The 20,166-nt window shown below is 60.9% G+C and carries 24 protein-coding genes; 14 read left to right on the forward strand and 10 right to left on the reverse strand.

The features are described from left to right. Positions 1 to 22: 22 nt before the first annotated feature. Positions 23 to 379, forward strand: coding sequence for an ArsR/SmtB family transcription factor (locus ACPF9B_RS10485; protein WP_040483017.1), 357 nt, complete (start codon positions 23 to 25; stop codon positions 377 to 379). Here the strand turns inward: ACPF9B_RS10485 and ACPF9B_RS10490 are convergent. Together ACPF9B_RS10490 and ACPF9B_RS10495 are read right to left on the reverse strand one after the other, a co-directional pair. After that, positions 339 to 1,217, reverse strand: a complete 879-nt coding sequence (locus ACPF9B_RS10490; RefSeq protein ID WP_007206943.1) for a DMT family transporter — start codon at positions 1,215 to 1,217, stop codon at positions 339 to 341. The genes ACPF9B_RS10485 and ACPF9B_RS10490 overlap by 41 nt on opposite strands. Then, positions 1,214 to 2,086, reverse strand: a complete 873-nt coding sequence (locus ACPF9B_RS10495) for a LysR family transcriptional regulator (protein ID WP_424177255.1) — start codon at positions 2,084 to 2,086, stop codon at positions 1,214 to 1,216. Before ACPF9B_RS10495 ends, ACPF9B_RS10490 begins: the two co-directional genes overlap by 4 nt. An 85-nt stretch (positions 2,087 to 2,171) precedes the next feature. Between ACPF9B_RS10495 and ACPF9B_RS10500 the strand changes: the two genes are divergently transcribed. The 11 genes from ACPF9B_RS10500 (at position 2,172) to ACPF9B_RS10550 (ending at position 9,823) form a co-directional block, all read left to right on the forward strand. After that, positions 2,172 to 2,570, forward strand: a complete 399-nt coding sequence (locus ACPF9B_RS10500) for a hypothetical protein (protein WP_007206941.1) — start codon at positions 2,172 to 2,174, stop codon at positions 2,568 to 2,570. A 172-nt stretch (positions 2,571 to 2,742) separates the two neighbouring features. After that, a complete protein-coding gene (gene ffh / locus ACPF9B_RS10505; RefSeq protein WP_424177257.1) occupies positions 2,743 to 4,233 on the forward strand; it encodes a signal recognition particle protein in 1,491 nt (496 codons plus the stop codon). Next, complete coding sequence (locus tag ACPF9B_RS10510) at positions 4,230 to 4,790, forward strand: GNAT family N-acetyltransferase (RefSeq protein WP_007206939.1); 561 nt, start codon at positions 4,230 to 4,232, stop codon at positions 4,788 to 4,790. Before ffh ends, ACPF9B_RS10510 begins: the two co-directional genes overlap by 4 nt. After that, positions 4,783 to 5,079 carry a chorismate mutase gene (locus ACPF9B_RS10515; protein WP_007206938.1) on the forward strand — a complete coding sequence of 99 codons (297 nt, stop codon included), beginning with the start codon at positions 4,783 to 4,785 and terminating at the stop codon, positions 5,077 to 5,079. The genes ACPF9B_RS10510 and ACPF9B_RS10515 overlap by 8 nt, the downstream gene beginning before the upstream one ends. A gap of 49 nt (positions 5,080 to 5,128) precedes the next feature. After that, the gene (gene rpsP, locus ACPF9B_RS10520) at positions 5,129 to 5,515 is read left to right on the forward strand and encodes a 30S ribosomal protein S16 (protein ID WP_424177260.1); all 387 of its coding nucleotides are present in this window, start codon (positions 5,129 to 5,131) and stop codon (positions 5,513 to 5,515) included. 49 nt (positions 5,516 to 5,564) lie between these two features. Next, on the forward strand, positions 5,565 to 5,717 hold the full coding sequence (locus ACPF9B_RS10525; protein ID WP_424177262.1) for a hypothetical protein: 153 nt from the start codon (positions 5,565 to 5,567) through the stop codon (positions 5,715 to 5,717). Next, on the forward strand, positions 5,710 to 6,225 hold the full coding sequence (gene rimM / locus ACPF9B_RS10530) for a ribosome maturation factor RimM (protein ID WP_007206935.1): 516 nt from the start codon (positions 5,710 to 5,712) through the stop codon (positions 6,223 to 6,225). The genes ACPF9B_RS10525 and rimM overlap by 8 nt, the downstream gene beginning before the upstream one ends. Beyond that, positions 6,218 to 7,018, forward strand: coding sequence for a tRNA (guanosine(37)-N1)-methyltransferase TrmD (trmD, locus tag ACPF9B_RS10535; protein WP_424177264.1), 801 nt, complete (start codon positions 6,218 to 6,220; stop codon positions 7,016 to 7,018). The genes rimM and trmD overlap by 8 nt, the downstream gene beginning before the upstream one ends. 251 nt (positions 7,019 to 7,269) lie before the next feature. Further along, positions 7,270 to 7,653: a 50S ribosomal protein L19 gene (rplS, locus tag ACPF9B_RS10540; protein ID WP_007206933.1), complete on the forward strand. Its 384-nt coding sequence runs from the start codon at positions 7,270 to 7,272 to the stop codon at positions 7,651 to 7,653. A gap of 10 nt (positions 7,654 to 7,663) precedes the next feature. Further along, on the forward strand, positions 7,664 to 7,885 hold the full coding sequence (gene rpmE, locus ACPF9B_RS10545) for a 50S ribosomal protein L31 (RefSeq protein ID WP_007206932.1): 222 nt from the start codon (positions 7,664 to 7,666) through the stop codon (positions 7,883 to 7,885). A gap of 135 nt (positions 7,886 to 8,020) precedes the next feature. After that, the gene (locus ACPF9B_RS10550; RefSeq protein ID WP_424177267.1) at positions 8,021 to 9,823 is read left to right on the forward strand and encodes a methyl-accepting chemotaxis protein; all 1,803 of its coding nucleotides are present in this window, start codon (positions 8,021 to 8,023) and stop codon (positions 9,821 to 9,823) included. Positions 9,824 to 10,110: 287 nt separating this feature from the next. Here the strand turns inward: ACPF9B_RS10550 and ACPF9B_RS10555 are convergent, their stop codons facing one another. After that, a complete protein-coding gene (locus tag ACPF9B_RS10555; protein WP_040483334.1) occupies positions 10,111 to 11,451 on the reverse strand; it encodes a DEAD/DEAH box helicase in 1,341 nt (446 codons plus the stop codon). 398 nt (positions 11,452 to 11,849) lie between these two features. Between ACPF9B_RS10555 and ACPF9B_RS10560 the strand changes: the two genes are divergently transcribed. Next, the gene (locus ACPF9B_RS10560; protein WP_424177269.1) at positions 11,850 to 12,659 is read left to right on the forward strand and encodes a division plane positioning ATPase MipZ; all 810 of its coding nucleotides are present in this window, start codon (positions 11,850 to 11,852) and stop codon (positions 12,657 to 12,659) included. 3 nt (positions 12,660 to 12,662) lie between these two features. Here ACPF9B_RS10560 and ACPF9B_RS10565 read toward each other — a convergent pair whose 3' ends face one another. The 6 genes from ACPF9B_RS10565 to leuC all read right to left on the reverse strand — a co-directional run bounded on the left by ACPF9B_RS10565 (position 12,663) and on the right by leuC (position 18,899). After that, positions 12,663 to 13,640, reverse strand: coding sequence for a DMT family transporter (locus ACPF9B_RS10565; RefSeq protein ID WP_424177271.1), 978 nt, complete (start codon positions 13,638 to 13,640; stop codon positions 12,663 to 12,665). Beyond that, complete coding sequence (gene leuB, locus ACPF9B_RS10570; protein ID WP_007206926.1) at positions 13,640 to 14,743, reverse strand: 3-isopropylmalate dehydrogenase; 1,104 nt, start codon at positions 14,741 to 14,743, stop codon at positions 13,640 to 13,642. The genes ACPF9B_RS10565 and leuB overlap by 1 nt, the downstream gene beginning before the upstream one ends. A gap of 73 nt (positions 14,744 to 14,816) precedes the next feature. Then, complete coding sequence (locus ACPF9B_RS10575; RefSeq protein ID WP_424180405.1) at positions 14,817 to 15,779, reverse strand: endonuclease/exonuclease/phosphatase family protein; 963 nt, start codon at positions 15,777 to 15,779, stop codon at positions 14,817 to 14,819. A gap of 17 nt (positions 15,780 to 15,796) precedes the next feature. After that, positions 15,797 to 16,636, reverse strand: a complete 840-nt coding sequence (locus tag ACPF9B_RS10580; protein ID WP_424177274.1) for a hypothetical protein — start codon at positions 16,634 to 16,636, stop codon at positions 15,797 to 15,799. Between the two features lie 254 nt (positions 16,637 to 16,890). Beyond that, positions 16,891 to 17,496, reverse strand: coding sequence for a 3-isopropylmalate dehydratase small subunit (leuD, locus tag ACPF9B_RS10585; RefSeq protein WP_424177276.1), 606 nt, complete (start codon positions 17,494 to 17,496; stop codon positions 16,891 to 16,893). Continuing rightward, the gene (gene leuC, locus ACPF9B_RS10590; protein ID WP_007206921.1) at positions 17,496 to 18,899 is read right to left on the reverse strand and encodes a 3-isopropylmalate dehydratase large subunit; all 1,404 of its coding nucleotides are present in this window, start codon (positions 18,897 to 18,899) and stop codon (positions 17,496 to 17,498) included. The genes leuD and leuC overlap by 1 nt, the downstream gene beginning before the upstream one ends. 272 nt (positions 18,900 to 19,171) lie before the next feature. Here leuC and ACPF9B_RS10595 point away from each other — a divergent pair, with 272 nt between their 5' ends. Next, positions 19,172 to 19,486, forward strand: coding sequence for a hypothetical protein (locus ACPF9B_RS10595; RefSeq protein WP_007206920.1), 315 nt, complete (start codon positions 19,172 to 19,174; stop codon positions 19,484 to 19,486). Positions 19,487 to 19,555: 69 nt separating this feature from the next. On the opposite strand, the gene ureG is transcribed toward ACPF9B_RS10595, so the two are convergent. After that, positions 19,556 to 20,164: an urease accessory protein UreG gene (gene ureG / locus ACPF9B_RS10600; protein WP_040483015.1), complete on the reverse strand. Its 609-nt coding sequence runs from the start codon at positions 20,162 to 20,164 to the stop codon at positions 19,556 to 19,558. Between the last annotated feature and the right edge of the window lie 2 nt (positions 20,165 to 20,166).

Raw genomic sequence — 20,166 nt, forward strand, 5'->3', positions numbered from 1 at the left:
GGTCGGTGGCATAAGCACAGGCATGGCTGCCACGCTCGATAATACCTTTGCCGCGCTTGCGGACCCCACGCGCCGCGCGATCCTGTCGATGCTGCTGGAAGATGACATGGCGGTGACCGATGTGGCCGAGCCTTTCGCGATGTCGCTGGCGGCGATTTCCAAGCATCTGGGGGTTTTGACCGCCGCGGGCCTCATCAGTCAGGAAAAGCGCGGCCGCGTGAAATGGTGCAAGCTTGAACCTGATGCGTTGCGCGCGGCCTCGGTCTGGATGGCGGGGTTCGGGCAGATGGAACCTGTCGATCTGGATGCGTTCGAGGCGTTTCTGGACCTCGAATTCGCTAGTCTTGCCGCAACAACAGAACCAGCGCCGCAATCGTGATCCCCAGCCCGGCCATCACGATGGCGGGCGGCATCTCACCGCCCAGCGCCACACCCCAGACGATCACCCAACTTGGCACCAGATAGGTATAGGCCATCACCTTGCTGCTGGGCAGCCGCATCGTGGCGAATTGCAGCAGGGTAAAGGTGGCCGCGCTGGCGAACAGGGCGGTGTAAAGGATCGTGATCCAGACAATCGCGGGCAATGCTGTCCAGTCGGTCGCACGCAGATCGCCCCAGCCAAAAACCGTCAACAGCATCGCCCCCGCCAGCAGCACACCGAAGCTGAAAACCAATGCAGGTTCCCCCCGGTTCAGCCGCCGCACCAGCGGGGTATAGACCGCATGGGCCAGACAACCGCCCAGATAGATCAATTCACCACGCCCGATTTCGAACCGCAGCACTGCTGCGACATCGGCGCGAAAGATCACCCAAAGCGCGCCCACCCCACCGATCGCCAAGGCCAAAAGAATACGCGGCGTAAAGCGTTGGCCCAGCAAAAGCCAGCCAAAGACCCCCGCCATCAGCGGTGTCAGGGTGAACACGGCGGCGGCGCTGACGGGGGGCGCGGTTTTCAACCCTTCGAACATGGCGACGAAATAGGTGGTCAGGAACCCCGCCAGCAACGGATAGCGCCAGAGCGCCGTGACCGCCCCGCGCGTCATGCCGCCGGTCGCGACCACCGCCGCCCCCAAAATAAACACCGCGATCCAGAACCGCACCGCGTTTAGCGCGATGGGGGCGATATCATTGGCCGCAAGCGCGCCCAGCGCGAAAGATCCCGCCACCAGCGTCGAGAACAGCAGCATCGCCAGATGCCCGGCACGCGGCTGGGTCATTCCAGCGTCTTCATCTGGTCCTTGATGAACCGCAAGAAAGCCTGCACCTTGGTCGTGCGGTGCAGATCGACATGTGTGACAAGCCACAGCGGCGCCGACCATTCGTCAAGGCTGGGGATCACCTCGGTTAACCCGTGCGCTGCGCATTCCTGTTGCACCACGAACCCGATCCCCGCCCCCGCAAGGATCGCATCAAGCATGTTGCGCGGGTCAGAGGCGCGATACATCAACGCCGCGTCCGGCACCCTTTGGCGCAGCCAGCGTTCGAACGGGGCCCGGGATTTTTCGTCATCACCGATCACGAACCGGTGGCGCGGCAGGTCGTCTGCCCCGTCCGGCAGGCCAAAACGGTCGATATAGGCCGCCGAGGCCACCAGCGACATCCGCTGCGCCATGAAAGGCTGCACCACATTGTCAGGCTCTTCGGGCATCGTGCCGGCGCGGATCGCGACATGCGCCTCGCCATATTCCAGCCGGAACACGCGGTCGCCGGTCCGGTAACGGATGCGCAAGTCGGGATATTGCGCCTGAAACGCCACCATCACCGGCGTCAGCCGATGCGACAGCATATCCAGCGAGGTGATGACCAGGTCGCCTGACACGCCTTCGCCCTGCCCCTTGATCCGGCCGGCCAGCTGGGTGAACTGGTCATCGGTTGCTTGCGCCACCTGCAACAGGTCCTGCCCCGCTTCGGTTGCGGTATAGCCGCGCGCGTGCCGTTGGAACAATTTCACCCCCAGCCGCTGTTCCAGCGCGTCGATATGGCGGATGACGGTCGCATGATGCACGCCCAGTTCCTCGGCAGCGCCGCTGACCGTCCCTCTGCGCGCAACCTGAAATGCGGTGCGGATTTCGTCCCAATTATCCATCTCGGTTCCGTGCGCTGACAAACACTCTAAGCTGAAAATCCCGCAAATCGTTCGCCTGCGCAAGGGCAAAGGCGCGCCCTTGATAATGTCCGGTGCGGCCTATCTTTGGGTCATGACACAGACCCGACTTCTGGCCGCCCTGCGCGCCGCGCTCACCATCGCATTCGTGTATTTCGGCCTGCGCAAGCTGACCGGGCACAGCACCGATGTCGCCATCTATGAGGCCATCGGCTTTGGCCAGTTTCCGCGCTATGTCACCGGCTCGGTCGAGGTGTTGGGCGCCGCCCTGCTGTGGTGGCGCGGCTGGGAAGGGATTGCCGGGCTTGTGCTGCTGGCCACGATGATCACTGGCCTGTCGGCCCTACTGATCTGGGTCGGCCCGCCCTATCTGCATATGCTGGCGCTCATGGCGGGTACCGGCAGCGTGGCCTATGCCTATCGCGCCGATACGCTGCACAAGATCGCGCAATTGCGCGGCAGTTGACTCGCGCCGTCTGTCGGCATAAACGCCAGCCATCCCGGAACGCCTGTGCTTTCCGGTCCCCGCATTCAGGGGATCGCCCTCCGTCAGCGCGTTGCGCCCACGGGGGCGTTCCTGCTTTGGCCTGTCCGGTATAGGATGGGCCGCAACCGAAACGACAAAAGGGCCGTGGCCTATGTTTGAAAATCTCTCCGAACGCCTGTCCGGCGTTTTCGACAAGCTGACCAAGCAAGGTGCGCTGTCCGAAGATGATGTGAAAACCGCCCTGCGCGAGGTGCGCACCGCCCTGCTCGAGGCAGACGTATCGCTGCCTGTCGCGCGCGATTTCGTCGCCGCCGTGCAGGCCAAGGCGACAGGTCAGGCCGTCACCAAATCGATCACGCCGGGCCAGCAGGTCATCAAGATCGTGCATGACGAACTTCAGCGCGTCCTGACCGGCGACGAAGACCCCGGCGCTTTGAAAATCGACAACCCGCCGGCGCCCATTCTGATGGTCGGTTTGCAGGGGTCGGGTAAAACCACCACCACCGCCAAACTTGCCAAACGTTTGAAGGAACGCGAAGGCAAAAAGGTGCTGATGGCCTCGCTTGACACCAACCGCCCTGCGGCGATGGAACAGCTGGCGATCCTGGGGATGCAGATCGGGGTCGATACCCTGCCCATCGTCAAGGGCGAAACCCCTGTCCAGATCGCCAAACGCGCCAAGGTACAGGCATCCTTGGGCGGCTATGACGTCTATATGCTCGACACTGCAGGCCGGCTGCATATCGACGCCGAACTGATCGCACAGGCCGCCGCGGTGCGCGATGTGGCTAATCCGCGCGAAACGCTGCTTGTGGTCGATGGCCTGACAGGTCAGGACGCGGTCAATGTCGCGCAGGAATTCGACGACAAGATCGGCGTCACCGGCGTGGTCCTGACGCGGATGGATGGCGACGGGCGCGGCGGTGCGGCGCTGTCGATGCGCGCGATCACTGGCAAGCCGATCCGCTTCGTCGGCCTTGGCGAAAAGATGGACGCCATCGAAACCTTCGAGCCATCGCGCATCGCAGGCCGCATCCTGGGCATGGGCGATATCGTCGCCCTTGTCGAAAAGGCGCAGGAAACGATCGAGGCCGAACAAGCCGCGCGCATGATGAAACGGTTCCAGCAGGGCCGGTTCAACATGAACGACCTCAAGATGCAGCTGGACCAGATGCTGAAGATGGGCGGCATGGAAGGCATGATGGGGATGATGCCCGGTGCCGCCAAGATGGGCAAACAGATGGCGGCGGCGGGGATGGATGACGGCATCCTCAAACGCCAGATCGCGCTGATCAATTCGATGACCAAGAAAGAACGCGCCAACCCAGACCTGCTGGCCGCCTCGCGCAAGAAACGGATCGCGGCGGGTGCTGGGCTTGAGGTTTCCGAACTCAACAAGCTGATCAAACAGCACCGGCAGATGGCCGATATGATGAAAAAGATGGGCAAGGGCGGGATGCTGAAACAGGCCATGAAAGGCATGTTCGGCAAAGGCGGCGCCCCCGAAGGCATGCCCGATATGAACGACCCCAAGGCGATGGCCGACGCCGCCAAAGCCCTGCAAGGGCGCGGCGGCCTGCCTGGCTTGGGTGGCGGGATGCAACTGCCGGCTGGTCTGTCAGGTTTTGGCAAAAAGAAATGACATCGTTCGAGCCGAAATATCCCCGCCGGAGGCTTCAGGTTTGCCAAAACCTGAAAACCGACAGGCTGACATTGCGCCGCCCTGTCGCGGATGACTGGCCCGCCTTTCATGATTTCATGATGTCGGACCGCTCCACCGCCTTTGGCGGGCATAAGGATCTGGGCAAGGCGTGGCGCAGCTTTGCGTCCGAGCTGGGCCATTGGGACATCTTTGGCTATGGGATGTGGGCGGTCACGCGCGCGGAGGACGATACCGCCCTGGGCCTTGTCGGCCCGTGGACCCCGCCCGACTGGCCGGAAACCGAAATCGGCTGGATGATCCTGTCGGATGCCGCCGAAGGCACCGGCATCGCCTCTGAGGCCGCGCGCGCCGCGATTGCCCATGCCTATGACAGCCTCGGCTGGGACAGTGCCGTCAGTTATATCGCGCCGGACAATACGCGCTCGATCCGGTTGGCAGAAAAGCTTGGTGCGGCACATGACGCAAAGGCTCTTGGCCCAAAGCCCGACACGCTGGTTTACCGCCACCCAAATCCGAAAGGACAGGCCCATGTCTGACGCCGTCACCCGCGCCGCACAAATCCTGAAAGACCATCGCGCCAGCATCGACCGGCTGGATGCGATCCTTGTCTATACTTTGGGCGAACGCTTCAAACACACACAGGCCGTGGGCCGGCTCAAAGCCGAACATGCCCTGCCCCCGTCCGATACAGCGCGCGAAGCCGCGCAGATCGCACGGCTGACCGATCTTGCGCAACAGGCCGATCTGGACCCTGAATTCGCCAAGAAATTCCTGAACTTCATCATTCAGGAAGTGATCCAGCATCACAAACAACACCAATCGTAGGGCGGGGTTCACCCCGCCACCCCCAAAGACATCTTAAAGGAGAAACACCATGTCTATGAAAATCCGGCTCGCCCGCGGCGGTTCCAAGAAGCGCCCACATTACGCCATCGTCGCTGCCGACAGCCGCATGCCACGCGATGGTCGTTTCATCGAAAAACTGGGCACCTATGCGCCAATGCTGCCCAAAGACAGCGAAGACCGCGTGCGCATGGATATGGACCGCATCCAGTATTGGCTGGGTCAAGGCGCACAGCCGACCGACCGTGTTGCCCGCATGCTCGAAGCCGCTGGCGTGATGCCCAAGAAAGACCGTGCCAACCTGAAAAAAGGCACCCCCGGCAAGGCCGCAACCAAGCGCGCCGAAGAAAAGGCAGCGAAAGCCGCCAAAGCTGACGAAGCGGCAAACGCACCTGCCGAAGACGCCGCCGCCGAATAAGCGGCGGACCGTGGCCCGGGTCGTGACCCGGGCTACCCCCAAACACCAGATGTTCCGCTTGCTCCGCACCTTCATCCTTGTGATGGTCGCCTTCGTGGCGGGCATGATGTATGAACGGCAAGGCCAGAAAGACATCTGCGAAAACGGCGGTGGCTTATGGGTTTCCAATATCTGTCTTGCAGCGGAGATGATCAATGACTGACCGCGTTATCGTAGGCATGATCGGCGGCTCTTTCGGGGTCAAGGGCGAGGTGCGGCTGAAATCCTTCTGCGCCGACCCGATGGCGATCGCCGATTATACACCGCTTTATACCGAACACGGCGACAGCATCGCGCAGGTGGTGCTGACAGGCCAGCTCAAGGGCGGGTTCACCGCGCGGCTGTCAGGTGTCGTGACCAAAGAAGACGCCGACGCGCTGCGCAACGTGGCTCTTTACGCCGAGCGTGCGGCGATGCCATCGCTGCCCGATGACGAATATTACTATGCCGACCTGATCGGGCTTGCTGTGCTGGACACCGGCGGCAGCAAATTGGGGCAGGTCAAATCTGTCGTCGATCACGGCGCAGGCGCGCTTTTGGAACTGCATGTGCCCGGCCAGTCCGACACCGTGCTGTTGCCCTTTACCCAAGCCGCCGTACCAACCGTCGATCTGGCCGCAGGGCGCATCATCGCGGACCCGCCTGCCGGGCTTTTTGCATCCGATGACTGACACGCCGTCCCGCGCCATCGGGCGCAAATCGATCAGCGCGACATTGAAACCGCGCGAATTGATGACGGATACCCCCCTGCTCGCGGGGGCATGGACCGCGCAGATCATCACCCTGTTTCCGCAGGCCTTTCCGGGCGTGCTGGGCGAAAGCCTGACAGGGCGTGCGCTACAGGACGGGCTGTGGCAGCTACAGACTTACGACCTGCGCGCACACGGGATTGGCAAACACCGCAATGTCGATGACACGCCTGCGGGCGGCGGGGCTGGCATGGTGTTGCGCCCCGATGTGCTGGAAGCAGCCATTCTGGAGGCCCGCAGCGCCGCCAAGGGCATCATGCCACTGGTCTATCTATCGCCGCGCGGGCGCCGGTTTGACCAGACGATGGCGCGCAACTGGGCGCGGATGGATGGCGTCACCCTGCTGTGTGGCCGGTTCGAAGGTGTTGATGAACGCGTGATCGACCATTTCGGCATCACCGAGGTTTCGCTTGGCGATTTTGTCCTGACAGGGGGCGAGATTGCGGCGCAAGCAATGATCGACGCGACCGTGCGGCTCTTGCCCGGCGTTTTGGGCAATGCCGACAGCGCGGTCGAGGAAAGCCATTCGGGCGGACTGCTGGAACATCCGCAATATACCAAACCCGCCCTATGGCAGGGCCGCCCGATCCCTGACGTACTGATGTCGGGGAATCACGCGAAAATCGCAGCCTGGCGGCGGGCGATGTCCGAACAGATCACCGAACACCGCAGGCCCGATCTTTGGGCTGCTTACAAGGCCAAAGACGCCACTTGATCGCAGCCCCCCTTGGGCCTATACGACGCAGGCTTGGGTCGGTTCCGATTCCGGGCCATGCGTTTATGGATCACGCGGATCACGGGCAGCCCTTGCGTTGGGGCAAATCCTGCCGATGGACCAGACGGATAGAATAAAGACGATGACGCAATCTCTGACGGGCGCTACGGCCAGACCCGACAAACGATCAGAGCTATTCGTCATGGCAACAACATTGCGGACCACCGCAAGCATCATAAGGAGCGTTTCAGATGAACCTGATCGCACAGATCGAAGCGGAGCAAATCGCTGCGCTGGGGAAAACCATCCCCGATTTCAAGGCGGGTGACACCATCCGCGTCGGTTACAAAGTGACCGAAGGCACACGCACCCGTGTGCAGGCCTACGAAGGCGTCTGCATCGCGCGCAAGAACGGCAAAGGCATCGCCGGGTCGTTCACCGTGCGCAAGATTTCCTTTGGCGAAGGCGTGGAACGCGTGTTCCCGCTGCATTCCACCAATATCGACAGCATCGAAGTCGTCCGTCGCGGCAAGGTCCGTCGCGCCAAGCTGTATTACCTGCGCGCACGTCGCGGTAAATCCGCACGCATCGCCGAAGTCACCAACTACAAGGCGCCTACCGGCGCTCAGGCATAGGACGGGTTCCATGAAAAAAGAAATTCACCCCGATTACCACGTCATCAACGTCAAGTTTACTGACGGTACGATCGTGCAGATGAAATCCACCTGGGGCAAGGAAGGTGACCAGATGTCACTGGAAATCGACCCTTCCGTGCATCCTGCATGGACCGGTGGCGGCACCCGCCTGATGGATGCCGGCGGCCGCGTGTCCAAGTTCAAGAACAAATACGCCGGTCTGGGGTTCTAAACACCTTTCCTTCGCGATTGTTTCAAGGGCCATATGCAACCGCATATGGCCCTTTTTCATTTGGTCTTCGCGCTTTAAGTGTTTGTTGGTTTTTCAACTGTAGACTTCAGATGTCGTATCACTCTGGGGATTACCATGAAACGTTCTGTCACTCTTTCATTGAAACTGCGCCTTGCCATTATGATGACGATGATCATGCTGGTGGTCTGCGCCGTTCTGGTGTCGATCTCTGCACGCCAGACGAAGAATGCCATGCTGACAGATGTGCAGAACCGGCAGGACCAGTCACTGCGCATTGTCGCAGCGGTCTTTCAATCTACCTTCGACGGGTTAACGGTGACCTATAGCCCCGATGGGCAGATCACCCGCGCCAGTTTGACCGAAATTCCCGAATTCGACACGCATGACCTGATCGATCAGGTCGGGCGCGTGTTGCGTGAAACGGCGACATTCTTTCTGTGGGATTCGGAGGAAAACGACTTTCGTCGCATGACCACAAATATCATCAAACCCGACGGTGAACGCGCGGTCGGCACCTACCTTGGCCGCGACAACCCGGTCTATGCTGCGGTGATAAAAGGCCAGACATACCGGGGTGAGGCGGAGATTCTGGGCAAGCCTTATCTCACGGCCTATCTGCCGGTTTACGGCGCAGGCGATGATGTCATCGGTATTATTTACGTGGGTGTCGAACGGACGGATATCGATGCGGCGATATTCGACCGGTTGATGACGATGCTCGTAGCGTCAGTGATCGTGATCGTCTTGGGCCTGGGTACGGTTGTGCTGATGGCAATGCAAATAACGCGCCCGATTACCCAGATCTCGAATGCCATCGCTGATATCGCGAGCGGCAATCTCGACACGACCGTACCCCATACCGGAATGAAGGATGAAATCGGCGAAATTGCCCGCCGTGTAACCGATTTCAAGGTCGGCCTGCAACGCAACCATCAGCTGGAAGACGCAAGCCGGCAAGCGCATGAACAACAGACAAAGGTCATGGGCCTGCTGCGCACGGGTCTGGCCCATCTGGCCCGACTGGACCTGACACATAGGATCGACTCGACCAATTCCGATCCTTTTCCCGCCGCCTATGAGGCGCTGCGCGAAGATTTCAACGCGGTGGTCGCAAGCCTTGGCAAAAGCGTGTCCGACATGACCGAGATCGCACAAGAAGTGACAACCGCCAGCACCGGGATTGCGTCGATGTCGGATTCGCTGGCGCGACGGGTCGAAACACAGGCGGCGACGCTGGCGGAATCATCGGCGACATTGCAAAATCTGAGCGAGAGCGGCAAAGCAATCGCAGCCAAAGCAGCCGAAGCGGACGAGATGGCCAAGCGCAGCCTGAGCCTGTCCAACCAAAGCCGTCAGGTTCTGGATGAAGCAACGCAAGCCATTCAGGAAATCGAGGAATCGTCCGGCCAGATCAACCAGATCATTTCAGTCATCGAAGACATCGCCTTTCAAACCAACCTTCTGGCCCTCAACGCTGGGGTTGAGGCTGCCCGCGCGGGTGATGCAGGCCGGGGCTTTGCGGTTGTCGCGTCAGAAGTGCGGGCCTTGTCGATGCGCGCCACGCAATCGGCCCGCGAAATCCGGACCCTGATCACCGCCAGCCGGACCAAGATCAGCGAAGGCACGGTCCTGGTCCAGAACACCGGCACCGCCCTGAGCCAGGTGCTGGCGCAGGTCGAACAGATGGGCGTGACGATCCAGGCCATTGCCGCATCGGTCAAGGATCAGGCGCTTGGTCAATCCGAAGTCAGCATCGGTGTCCAGCAGCTGGATCATATGACGCAGGAAAACGCTGCTCTGGGCGAAGAAGCAAACGCCGCCAGCAGCACTCTTAGCGACGAGGCGCAACGCCTGTCGGCCACTTTGCGCCAGTTCCACACACCGCGGCAGCAGTCAGGCGCGGTACGTGCAGCCTGACGGGCCGGTTGGTGTATGGCAAGTGATCGCGGCCGGCCCCGAACAGTCCAGATCAGCGCGTGCTTGGGTGGAACCGCTGCTGCGCCATAGCCGGACCAGGCACCATCTGATCTTGCGGCAGAACCAGTATCTCAGCTGCCCTGCCGGACTTATCCAGACCGCCCTGGCCGTGCCAATGCACCAAGGCATGATCAGAGCGCCCGCCCCATGGCCTATGATCAGGCGGGACGGTAACGATATTGGCCTGCGCCCCGCGCAATCGCGGCAGGCCGCAGGCCTGAGGCACCTTACGCGGCAGACCGCCCGCGCGACCGGCCAGCGCCACCACCAGCACCTGGTTTGCGACCACCCTGGGGCTTGCCGGCAAAGCCACCGGGCTTGCCACCGGCACGCGGCGCGGCAGAACGGTTCCCGCCACCACCACCAGCACCGCCACCGCCGCCACGACGCCCGCCACCGGCACCGCCGCCATTGGGGCGTTTTTTCTGGCCGGGCATGATTTCCCATGGACGGCCCGATGCGACGGGGATGGTTTCCTTCATCGCTTTTTCGATATCCTGCAGTTCAATCATTTCGTCCGGGGCGACCAGCGCGATGGCTGACCCGTCAGCACCGGCCCGCGCGGTGCGACCAATCCGGTGGACATAGTTTTCCGCCACATTGGGCAAGTCGTAATTGTAGACATGGCGCACACCCGGAATGTCGATGCCACGGGCGGCAACATCGGTCGCCACCAGCACACGGACCTTGCCGGCCTTGAACGCCTCGATCGCACGTTCGCGCTGACCTTGGGATTTGTTGCCATGGATGGACGCCGCAGCAAAACCCTTGGCCTCCAGCGTTTTATAAAGCTTTTCACAGCCATGCTTGGTGCGGCCAAAAACCAGCGCCAGCTCGTCGCGGTGTTTGTCCAACAGATCGACCAGCAAATCGGTTTTCGCGGCCTGCGCCACAAAATGGACCGATTGCGCGATCTTCTTGACAGCCTGACCGGGGGGGTTGACCTGCACACGCACCGCATCGGTCAAAAATGCATCTGCCAGTTCCGACATCAGTTTCGGCATGGTGGCCGAGAACATCATGGTCTGACGATCTTTGGCCAACAGCGGGGCGATCCGGCGCAGGGCATGGATGAACCCCATGTCCAGCATCTGGTCGGCCTCGTCCAGCACCAGATAGACGGTTTCATCAAGCCGCACAGCGCGACGATCGAGCAGGTCGATCAACCGGCCCGGGGTTGCAACCAAAAGGTCCACACCACCCGCCAGACGCTTTGTCTGGGCGGTGATGCCTGCGCCGCCAACGACCAGTGCGACCTTCAGATGGCTGCCCTTGGTATAGGCGGTCAGGTTGTCAGCAATCTGTTTGGCCAATTCGCGTGTCGGTGCCAGCACCAGCCCGCGCACGGCCTTGGGGTTGGGTTTCACACCCGCCTTCATCAGCGCGTGGATCATTGGCAGGCCAAAGGCCGCGGTCTTACCCGTGCCGGTTTGGGCTAGCCCCATCACGTCACGACCATTCATCGCATGCGGGATCGCTTGCGTCTGGATCGGGGTGGGATCGGTGATGCCTTGTTCTTTCAGAACGGCAATCAATCGGGGCGCAAGGCCCAGCATGTCAAAATCCATCATGGATATCCTGTGTTTTCAGCGGACCTGCGGCCCGCGCATATGGGTACGACCCATGGGCGAGCCCCAAAGGTCAAAAGCAGAAGTTGCGCCAAATGCTGACTGCCTGAACCGCATTGTCCGGGCGCCGATGTGGCGCGGGACCCCTGCGTGATCTGGGAACCTGAAAATCAACGGATGCCTTGCGGGTTTGATCCCGCTCTGCTCACGCGGCAGCTTGCATCGGTTGACCTGCACATGATCGGTTGCGCGCCTGTTGTCAAGCGGGGCGTCAGGTGCTGTGGCCATGGGGGCAAAACCACAGATGACAAAAACCACGCAAATACGCGATGCTGCGCTTTTCCTTGGCACTGCCACATCATATAGTCGCGCCAGAGTAGCCAGTACAGGAGTCCGGCGTGGCGCATATCATCGTTATCGGCAACGAAAAGGGCGGCGCAGGAAAGTCCACGGTATCCATGCATGTGGCGACTGCTCTTGCGCGCCAGGGCCACAAGGTCGGCGTGCTGGATCTGGACCTGCGGCAACGCACCTTTGCGCGGTACCTGACCAATCGGACAGCATTTATGGCGAAATCCGGCCTCGATCTGGCGACACCCGTTTATTACGACCTGCCCGACATCGACGAGAACGGCCTGAATCCGGGCGAAAACGCATTCGACCATCGCCTGTCGATGGCGGTCGCCCGGCTAGAAGAGGATTGCGATTTCATCCTGATCGACTGTCCCGGCTCGCACACCCGGCTCAGCCAGGTCGCGCATAGCCTTGCCGATACTCTGATCACGCCACTCAACGACAGTTTCGTCGATTTCGACCTGCTGGCCCATGTTGACGGCGAGGGCGAGGAAATCACCGGCCCGTCAATCTATTCGGAAATGGTCTGGAGCGCACGACAATTGCGCGCGCAGGCGGGGCTGAAACCAATTGACTGGGTGGTCGTGCGTAACCGGATGGGCGCGCAAGCGATGGTCAACAAGGAAAAGATGCAGCGCGTGATCAACAAGTTGGCCCGCCGCATCGGGTTTCGCACTGCCCCCGGTTTCAACGAACGGGTGATTTTCCGCGAATTGTTTCCGCGCGGCCTGACCCTGCTGGACCTGCGCGATATCGGGGTGAAAAGCATGAACATCTCGAACGTGGCGGCACGGCAGGAATTGCGCGACCTGATCAAGGCGCTGGACCTACCGGGCGTCAAGGCGAATTTCTGACCCTTAGTCGGGGGCTTTTTGCTGCCCCGGCAAGGTCTTGCCAGAGATACGCACCAACATGCTGATCCGCGGAATGATACCGGTTTCCGAGCGTGACCGCGTGCGCAGAACAGGCGTGTTTTCAGATGCCCCACTGCGGCTTTCGCGCAGGACGATATAAAGGCCGCTTGCGATAATGATACTGGCACCGATAGCGGTGTTCAGATCAATCATTTCGTCAAAGAAAACAAAGCCGAAAACGCTGGCCCAGATGATCTGGCTGTATTGCATCGGTGCGATGATCGCCGCCTCGCCCGCCTGATAGGCCGAAATGATCATCCGGCTGGCAATCCATGCAAAAACCGCGATGATCCCCAACATACCAAGATGGTCGATCGGCATTGGTTCATAAACGAATGGCAAGGCCGCCGCCATCACCACAAAGTTCAACGCCATCGGATAGAGCAGCATGACCACGGGCCGTTCCTCTGACCCGATCTTGCGCACGATGATTGATGCAATCGACCCGCCAATCGCCGCCATCAAGGCCGCCAGATGGCCCAGCGATAATTCGGTCGATCCGGGGCGCAGCACGACCAGCACGCCGATCAGCCCCACGATCACCGCCGCCCAGCGCCGGATGCGGACAGTTTCGCCCAAGACCGGAATCGCCAGCACCGTGATCAACAAGGGCGAGGCGAACAGAATCGTATAGACCTGTGCCAATGGCAGCACCGAAAAGGCATAAAAGGCCGTGAAACCGGTGATCACCGTCGCCACCGCGCGCGTCAGCATCCACCACGGATGGGTGGGGACCAGCGTGCCGGGTTTGCTGTCGCGCATCAGCATCATGGTCGCCAGCGGAAAGCTGAGCAAAACCGAAAAGAAGACGATCTGCACCGGCGAATAGATCCCACCAAGGATTTTCACCACCACGTCATGCGTGGCGAAAACGCCAAAGGCGGCAAGCGCGATCAGCGCACCTTTGGCGTTCGGGGTCATCACAGGCTCGCGTCGAGCGCGGTCAGGATCGCGTCACCCATTTGCGTGGTGGACAAAGGCACGCCGCCTTCGGGGCCCATCAGGTCGGCTGTGCGTGCGCCATCCGCCAGCACCGTTTCGATGGCGGCTTCCAGCCGGTCAGCTTCGGCGCCTTGGTCGAACGAATAGCGCAGCGCCATCGCGAACGACAGGATGCAGGCAATCGGGTTCGCCTTGCCCTGACCCGCGATATCAGGGGCCGACCCATGGACCGGTTCATACATCGCCTTTGGCCGGCCATTGGCCATCGGCAAACCCAGCGAGGCCGAAGGCAACATGCCCAAACTGCCGGTCAGCATCGCGGCGCAGTCCGACAGGATGTCACCGAACAGGTTGTCGGTATAAATCACATCGAATTGCTTTGGTGCGCGCACCAGCTGCATCGCGCCATTGTCGGCATACATGTGCGACAGCGCCACTTCGGGATAATCGCGGTGGACTTCGGTCACGACATCGCGCCACAGGATGCCGCTTTCCATCACATTGGCTTTTTCCATCGAACACAGCTTTTTGTTGCGCTTCATCGCCAGCTCGAACGCCGCGCGCGCGCCGCGTTCGATTTCGGCTTCGGTATAGCGCTGGGTGTTGATGCCCACGCGCATGTTGTCTTCCATATGGATGCCGCGCGGTTCACCGAAATAGACACCCGATGTCAATTCGCGCACGATCATGATGTCGAGACCCGCCACGATATCCTTTTTCAGCGACGAAAAATCCGCCAGCGCATCGAAACATTGTGCTGGGCGCAGGTTTGCGAACAAGTCCATTTCCTTGCGCAGGCGCAACAGGCCGCGTTCAGGTTTGACGCTGAAATCAAGGTTGTCATAGGCTGGGCCACCCACAGCCCCCAGCAGCACCGCATCAACCGACTGCGCCTTTGCCATCGTGTCATCGTGCAGCGGCACACCGTGTTTGTCATAGGCGGCACCGCCAACCAGATCCTCGGACACGTCAAAGGCCAGATCGCGCTTTGCACCGAACCAGTCGATGATGCGCTTGACCTCGTTCATGACCTCGGGGCCGATGCCGTCACCGGCGAGGATCAGAAGGGAAGGGTTGGCCATGGGGAATTTCCTTGCAAAAAAATGTTGCCTTGGCGTAACGCGCGCGGCGAAAAGGTTCAAGATACCAGAGGGCCTAACGGGCCAGATCGACCCAGACAAGATGATGCGCGCCAAAGGCAGGATCGCCATCAGGCACGGGCCAGACCACCCGCGCATCCACAACCTGCCAGCCCCGCGACGGCACCACATAGCTGACGCGCAGCTTGCCCAGCCCGATTGCGCGCCAATCGGCGGTGGGCTGTCCCGCCAAAGGGTCTTGCACCAAAGGATGCGCCAGAAATGCGGCCATCGCGGCCCTGTCGCCTTTGCCGCGCTGCGGGTCCAGATTGGTATTGCCGGTGATCACGAAATCATCCGGCACCGGTCCAAAATGCCCCGCCAGCACGTGTTCCCACAGGCGCAGCTCATCGCGGTTACGCCGGATGTTACGCCGTTCTGGCCCATCAAAGGCGGGCGGGCTGGCCGCATAGGCCATGATCGCGAAAGGCGGGGCATCGGGCGGCAGCACCGGCACGATCCAATGGCCGGTGGTGGACAGCCGCAGCACATCCAGCACCGCCGGCGCAAAGAATGGCCCGCCATCCAGCACCGGCAAATCCGCCCCCGGCAGGTCGCGCCACAACAGCGCGGACAGATCGGTGACACCGCCTGCGTCGATCGGCAGGCGCGACAGGATCGCCATGCCCCCTTGCCCGTTGAACAGCCCGTACCCTTGGGCGTCACGCGGTTCACCCAAGCGGCCGTTGCGGTCGATATCCTGCCACGTTGGCATGCCGGTATTGGGCCGCGCGGCGAACAGATAGGGATAGGGCGGATCGAACAGCGCCGCAAAAGCCCGCAGCGCGATGGAATCGAGGTCATAATCGAAATCCGTCAGCACCAGCAGATCGGGATCGGCCTGCGCGATGATGGCGGCATGGGCCGTGACCTGCGGATCATCGCCGCGCAGGATGTCGCGCAGCAATAATCCCGGCCCATCACGGGTCAGCGGCGCCGCATAGGTGGCAATCCGGAGGACATCGGCGGCGGTGGTCAAGGGCCAAAGCCACAGGATCAATACCCAGCCAGCGCCGCGGCTGTGGCGCGGTTGCGCAGTCTTTCGCGCTGCATCTGGATCATGTCGGCGACCCGTGTCAGCGCGACACCCCGCATCAGGATACTTGCAGGCAGAAACGCCCATGCCGCCACCGTCCAAATCAAGGTATGCGGATTGTCCAGATTGATCGGTGCGGCAAAGACCGCCACCAGCTTGACCACCGCCGGCGCCAAGAATGGCAGCACAAACCCTAACAAGATATTAATGCGCCCGTCCCGTTGCAGGCGCAGCACCACATCGCCCCCCGCCGTGGGGTCGAAGGTCGGCAGATTGACCCAGACATTGAACGCCCCGCCCCGCCGTGGCCAGCGGTGCAGCCGCAACAGCACGATAAACCAGACGATCGAAAAGAGCGCGATCAGATAACTCAGCCCCGCCGCATCGCGGATCCGGTCCAAAAGCGCGAGATCGGTGCCCGCAGGCATCATCTGCACCATCAGCCGGACCGGCGAATAAGGAAAATCAATCGCCTTGCCGATCGCCTCGCCTGTGGTCTGCAACAAGGCGGTCAGCCGGGACGGGTTGTCATAACCACGAAAGATCATCGACAGGCAAAAAACCATGCCAAACAGTGCCGAAAACCGCGTCCGGTTGAACGGCGGCGCATCGCGGAATTCTACAAGGCTGGGGCTGGCCGCGCTATATTCGACCAAGGTGAACAGGGCAGCAAAAATCGCCACCAGCACAATAACCTGTGTCGTGTCATTGCCGCTGCCGACAAGCAACGCCGATGGCATGACGACCAGCATTATCACAAGGATTGCCCGCACGATTGCGGCTGGCAAGCGTAAGAACACGGCATCCACTCCCCGGATCACAAGGGCTGCGCCCGCGACCATTTTTTCTTAGGCTGTAATTCTCGGCGCAACACAACCAGAACGATAACCATGATTTCGCATGAACGGGTGCCAATCTGCAAGTCAATCACACGCTTTCATGAACTTGATGTCATGTTTTGGCCGCAAAGTGGTGCGTGATTACAACCTTTGCTTGCACCCCAAAACACAAAAGCCGCACCCGAAGATGCGGCTTTCCTGCGATGGCGGGGCGTTCAGACCCAGGGGCGCGCGGCGCTTGCCCGTGTCTCGAAACCGGCGATGGCATCGGCCTTTTCCAGCGTCAGGCCGATATCGTCCAGCCCGTTCATCAGGCAATGTTTCTTGAACGAATCGACTTCGAAATGGAACACATCCCCATCCGAGGATGTGATCGTCTGCGCTTCCAGATCGACCTCGATCCGCGCGTTCGATCCTTTTTCGGCGTCCTTCATCAGCACATCGACCTGTTCCTGCGGCAGGGTGATCGGCAGGATGCCGTTCTTGAAACAATTGTTGTAAAAGATGTCGGCATAGCTGGGTGCGATCACACAGGTGATGCCAAAATCGGCAATCGCCCAAGGTGCGTGTTCGCGGCTGGACCCGCAGCCGAAATTCTCGCCCGCGACAAGGATCTGGGCCGCGCGGTATTGCGGCTGGTTCAGCACGAAATCAGGAATTTCGTTGCGGTCGTCGTCATAGCGCATCTCATCAAACAGGTTCACGCCAAGGCCGGAGCGCTTGATCGTTTTCAAAAACTGCTTGGGGATGATCATATCGGTGTCGATATTGACCAAAGGCATGGGGGCGGCAATGCCCGAAAGTTTGGTGAACTTTTGCATTACATCATCTCCCGTACGTCGGTCAGTTTGCCGGTGATCGCCGCTGCTGCCGCCATCGCGGGCGACATCAGATGGGTGCGCCCGCCGCGGCCTTGGCGGCCTTCGAAATTGCGGTTCGATGTGGCCGCGCAACGTTCGCCGGGGGCAAGCTGGTCAGGGTTCATCGCAAGGCACATGGAACAGCCTGCAAGGCGCCATTCAAAACCGGCGTCGATGAAGATCTGCGCCAGCCCTTCTTCTTCGGCCTGCGCGCGGACCAGACCAGAACCGGGGACGACCATGGCGCGCAGCCCGTCTTTTTTCTTTTTGCCTTTCAGGATCGCGGCAGCAGCGCGCAGATCCTCGATTCGGCCATTGGTGCAGGACCCGATGAACACCGTGTCGATGGTGATATCGGTCAGCTTGGTGCCAGGCGTCAGCGCCATATAGTCCAGCGAACGTTGCGCCGCACCGACCTTGCCACCCGTAAAGCTGTCAGCCGCAGGCACGGTCGCGGTGATCGGCAGCACATCCTCGGGCGAGGTGCCCCATGTCACGACAGGCGCGATGTCTTCGCCACGCAGGGTGACGATCTTGTCGAAATGCGCGCCTTCGTCGGTGAACAGGGTTTTCCAATAGGCGACAGCCGCTTCCCACTGCGCACCTTTGGGGGCGTGCGGACGGCCTTTGCAATATTCAAAGGTCTTGTCATCGGGCGCGATGATGCCCGCGCGCGCGCCGCCTTCGATGGCCATGTTGCAAACGGTCATCCGCCCTTCCATCGACAGATCACGGATCGCTTCGCCGCAATATTCGATGACATGGCCGTTGCCGCCAGCGGTGCCTGTCGCGCCGATCACGGACAAGGTGATGTCCTTGGCGGTAACACCGGGGCGCAGTTTGCCGGTGATTTCCACCTTCATGTTCTTGGATTTCTTCTGGATCAAGGTCTGGGTGGCCAGCACATGTTCGACCTCTGACGTGCCGATCCCATGCGCCAGAGCACCGAATGCCCCATGCGTCGCGGTATGGCTGTCGCCGCAGACGACGGTCATGCCGGGCAAGGTCCAGCCCTGTTCGGGGCCGACGATATGCACGATGCCTTGGCGCACGTCGGACACCGGGTAGTAATGGATCCCGAAATCCTTGGCATTGGTGTCCAGCGCCGCGACCTGGATGCGCGATTCCTCGTTCATGCCGCCATTGGCACGGTCCAGCGTGGTCGGCACGTTATGGTCCGGCACGGCGATAGTCTTGTCGGGGGCATGAACCTTGCGACCGGCCAGACGCAGCCCTTCAAAGGCTTGCGGGCTGGTGACTTCGTGGACCAGATGGCGGTCGATATACAGCAGGCAGGTGCCGTCTTCGGCCTCATGCGCGACATGCGCATCCCAGATTTTATCATAAAGCGTTTTGGGGGACATTGTCCTCTCCCGTATCAAAATTCAGATGTTGGCAGGCGTGCGGAAACGGGGGGCGTCAGCCCCGTGCGAGGATCGTGCAAGTCGCGCCAAAGAACCGCCAAGGCAGGCGTGCGCGATCATCCATGTCAAATACCGGTTTCATGGCGCTTCAGATACACCTTGGACCATCATCCCGCAAGTGCCGCGCGCGATGGCGCGATCCGCCCCACCGGCACCGGGATTGTAATGCCGCGTTCACTGCTTAGGTCAAAAGAGACATTGAAAGGACTGACATGCAATTCCAGCTGAACACCGATTCCACCATCCAGGGTGACGAACGTCTGGCCGAAGTGGCGCAAACCATCGTCACCGGCGCATTGGGCCATCTGACCAGCCGCCTGACCCGTGTCGAGGTGCATATCGTCGATGTGAATGCCGCCAAAGGCGGATCGGACGATATCCGCTGCACCATCGAAGGCCGCCCCGAAGGGATGCAGCCCCAGACCGTCACCCATAGCGACACCAATGTCGAAGCCGCCTTGCGCGGCGGGGCCAAGAAACTGCGCGCCTTGCTGGACAGCGAGTTCGGCAAACTGGGCCGGCGTTGATTTTCCCCTGCTGCGCAGGGGAACGCTCCGCAGGGGATATTTAGGCTGGGAAGATGGGCAAGGTTGGCGCTATAACCCGCCAAGATTGCGGATCAGGGCCACCACATCATCGACGCCCTTGCCATGTTTCAGGCTGGCGAAAACCACCGGCAGCGTGCCACGCATCCGTGCGGCATCTGTTGCCATCACATCAAGCGATGCGCCGACATAGGGCGCGAGATCGGTTTTGTTGACGACCAGAATATCGGACCGCGTGATGGCGGGGCCACCCTTGCGCGGGATGTCTTCGCCTGCCGCCGTGTCGATCACATAGATCGTCAGGTCGGCCAGTTCGGGACTATAGGTGGCCGACAGGTTGTCACCGCCGCTTTCGATCAGGATCAGGTCCAGATCGGGGTGCCGCGCGCGCATTTCAGCCACGGCGGCCAGATTGATCGACGCATCCTCGCGGATCGCGGTATGCGGGCAGCCCCCGGTTTCGACACCCATCACCCGATCGGCGGGCAGGATCTGCATCCGCATCAGGGCTTCGGCATCTTCCTGAGTGTAGATGTCGTTGGTGATGACGCAAAGGCTCAACTCGTCTTTCAGCGCGCGTGCAAGGGCCGCGGTCAGCGTGGTTTTGCCTGCGCCGACAGGGCCGCCGATACCGATACGCAAAGGGCCGTGAGGGGACATGG

The sequence above is a fragment of the Yoonia sp. TsM2_T14_4 genome, assembly GCF_049602355.1.
Classification (GTDB): Bacteria; Pseudomonadota; Alphaproteobacteria; order Rhodobacterales; family Rhodobacteraceae; genus Yoonia; species Yoonia vestfoldensis_A.

Coding starts and splice junctions, on each gene's coding strand:
- ACPF9B_RS10485 (WP_040483017.1), top strand. CDS start 23: ATGGCTGCCACGCTCGATAATACCTTTGCCGCGCTTGCGGACCCCACG.
- ACPF9B_RS10565 (WP_424177271.1), bottom strand. CDS start 13,640: ATGACCCCGAACGCCAAAGGTGCGCTGATCGCGCTTGCCGCCTTTGGC.
- rimM (WP_007206935.1), top strand. CDS start 5,710: ATGACTGACCGCGTTATCGTAGGCATGATCGGCGGCTCTTTCGGGGTC.
- rpsP (WP_424177260.1), top strand. CDS start 5,129: ATGTCTATGAAAATCCGGCTCGCCCGCGGCGGTTCCAAGAAGCGCCCA.
- ACPF9B_RS10495 (WP_424177255.1), bottom strand. CDS start 2,086: ATGGATAATTGGGACGAAATCCGCACCGCATTTCAGGTTGCGCGCAGA.
- rpmE (WP_007206932.1), top strand. CDS start 7,664: ATGAAAAAAGAAATTCACCCCGATTACCACGTCATCAACGTCAAGTTT.
- ACPF9B_RS10500 (WP_007206941.1), top strand. CDS start 2,172: ATGTCCGGTGCGGCCTATCTTTGGGTCATGACACAGACCCGACTTCTG.
- ACPF9B_RS10510 (WP_007206939.1), top strand. CDS start 4,230: ATGACATCGTTCGAGCCGAAATATCCCCGCCGGAGGCTTCAGGTTTGC.
- ffh (WP_424177257.1), top strand. CDS start 2,743: ATGTTTGAAAATCTCTCCGAACGCCTGTCCGGCGTTTTCGACAAGCTG.
- ACPF9B_RS10525 (WP_424177262.1), top strand. CDS start 5,565: ATGTTCCGCTTGCTCCGCACCTTCATCCTTGTGATGGTCGCCTTCGTG.
- leuC (WP_007206921.1), bottom strand. CDS start 18,899: ATGTCCCCCAAAACGCTTTATGATAAAATCTGGGATGCGCATGTCGCG.
- ACPF9B_RS10595 (WP_007206920.1), top strand. CDS start 19,172: ATGCAATTCCAGCTGAACACCGATTCCACCATCCAGGGTGACGAACGT.
- ACPF9B_RS10515 (WP_007206938.1), top strand. CDS start 4,783: ATGTCTGACGCCGTCACCCGCGCCGCACAAATCCTGAAAGACCATCGC.
- ACPF9B_RS10490 (WP_007206943.1), bottom strand. CDS start 1,217: ATGACCCAGCCGCGTGCCGGGCATCTGGCGATGCTGCTGTTCTCGACG.
- ACPF9B_RS10555 (WP_040483334.1), bottom strand. CDS start 11,451: ATGGATTTTGACATGCTGGGCCTTGCGCCCCGATTGATTGCCGTTCTG.
- rplS (WP_007206933.1), top strand. CDS start 7,270: ATGAACCTGATCGCACAGATCGAAGCGGAGCAAATCGCTGCGCTGGGG.
- ACPF9B_RS10550 (WP_424177267.1), top strand. CDS start 8,021: ATGAAACGTTCTGTCACTCTTTCATTGAAACTGCGCCTTGCCATTATG.
- leuD (WP_424177276.1), bottom strand. CDS start 17,496: ATGCAAAAGTTCACCAAACTTTCGGGCATTGCCGCCCCCATGCCTTTG.
- trmD (WP_424177264.1), top strand. CDS start 6,218: ATGACTGACACGCCGTCCCGCGCCATCGGGCGCAAATCGATCAGCGCG.
- leuB (WP_007206926.1), bottom strand. CDS start 14,743: ATGGCCAACCCTTCCCTTCTGATCCTCGCCGGTGACGGCATCGGCCCC.
- ureG (WP_040483015.1), bottom strand. CDS start 20,164: ATGTCCCCTCACGGCCCTTTGCGTATCGGTATCGGCGGCCCTGTCGGC.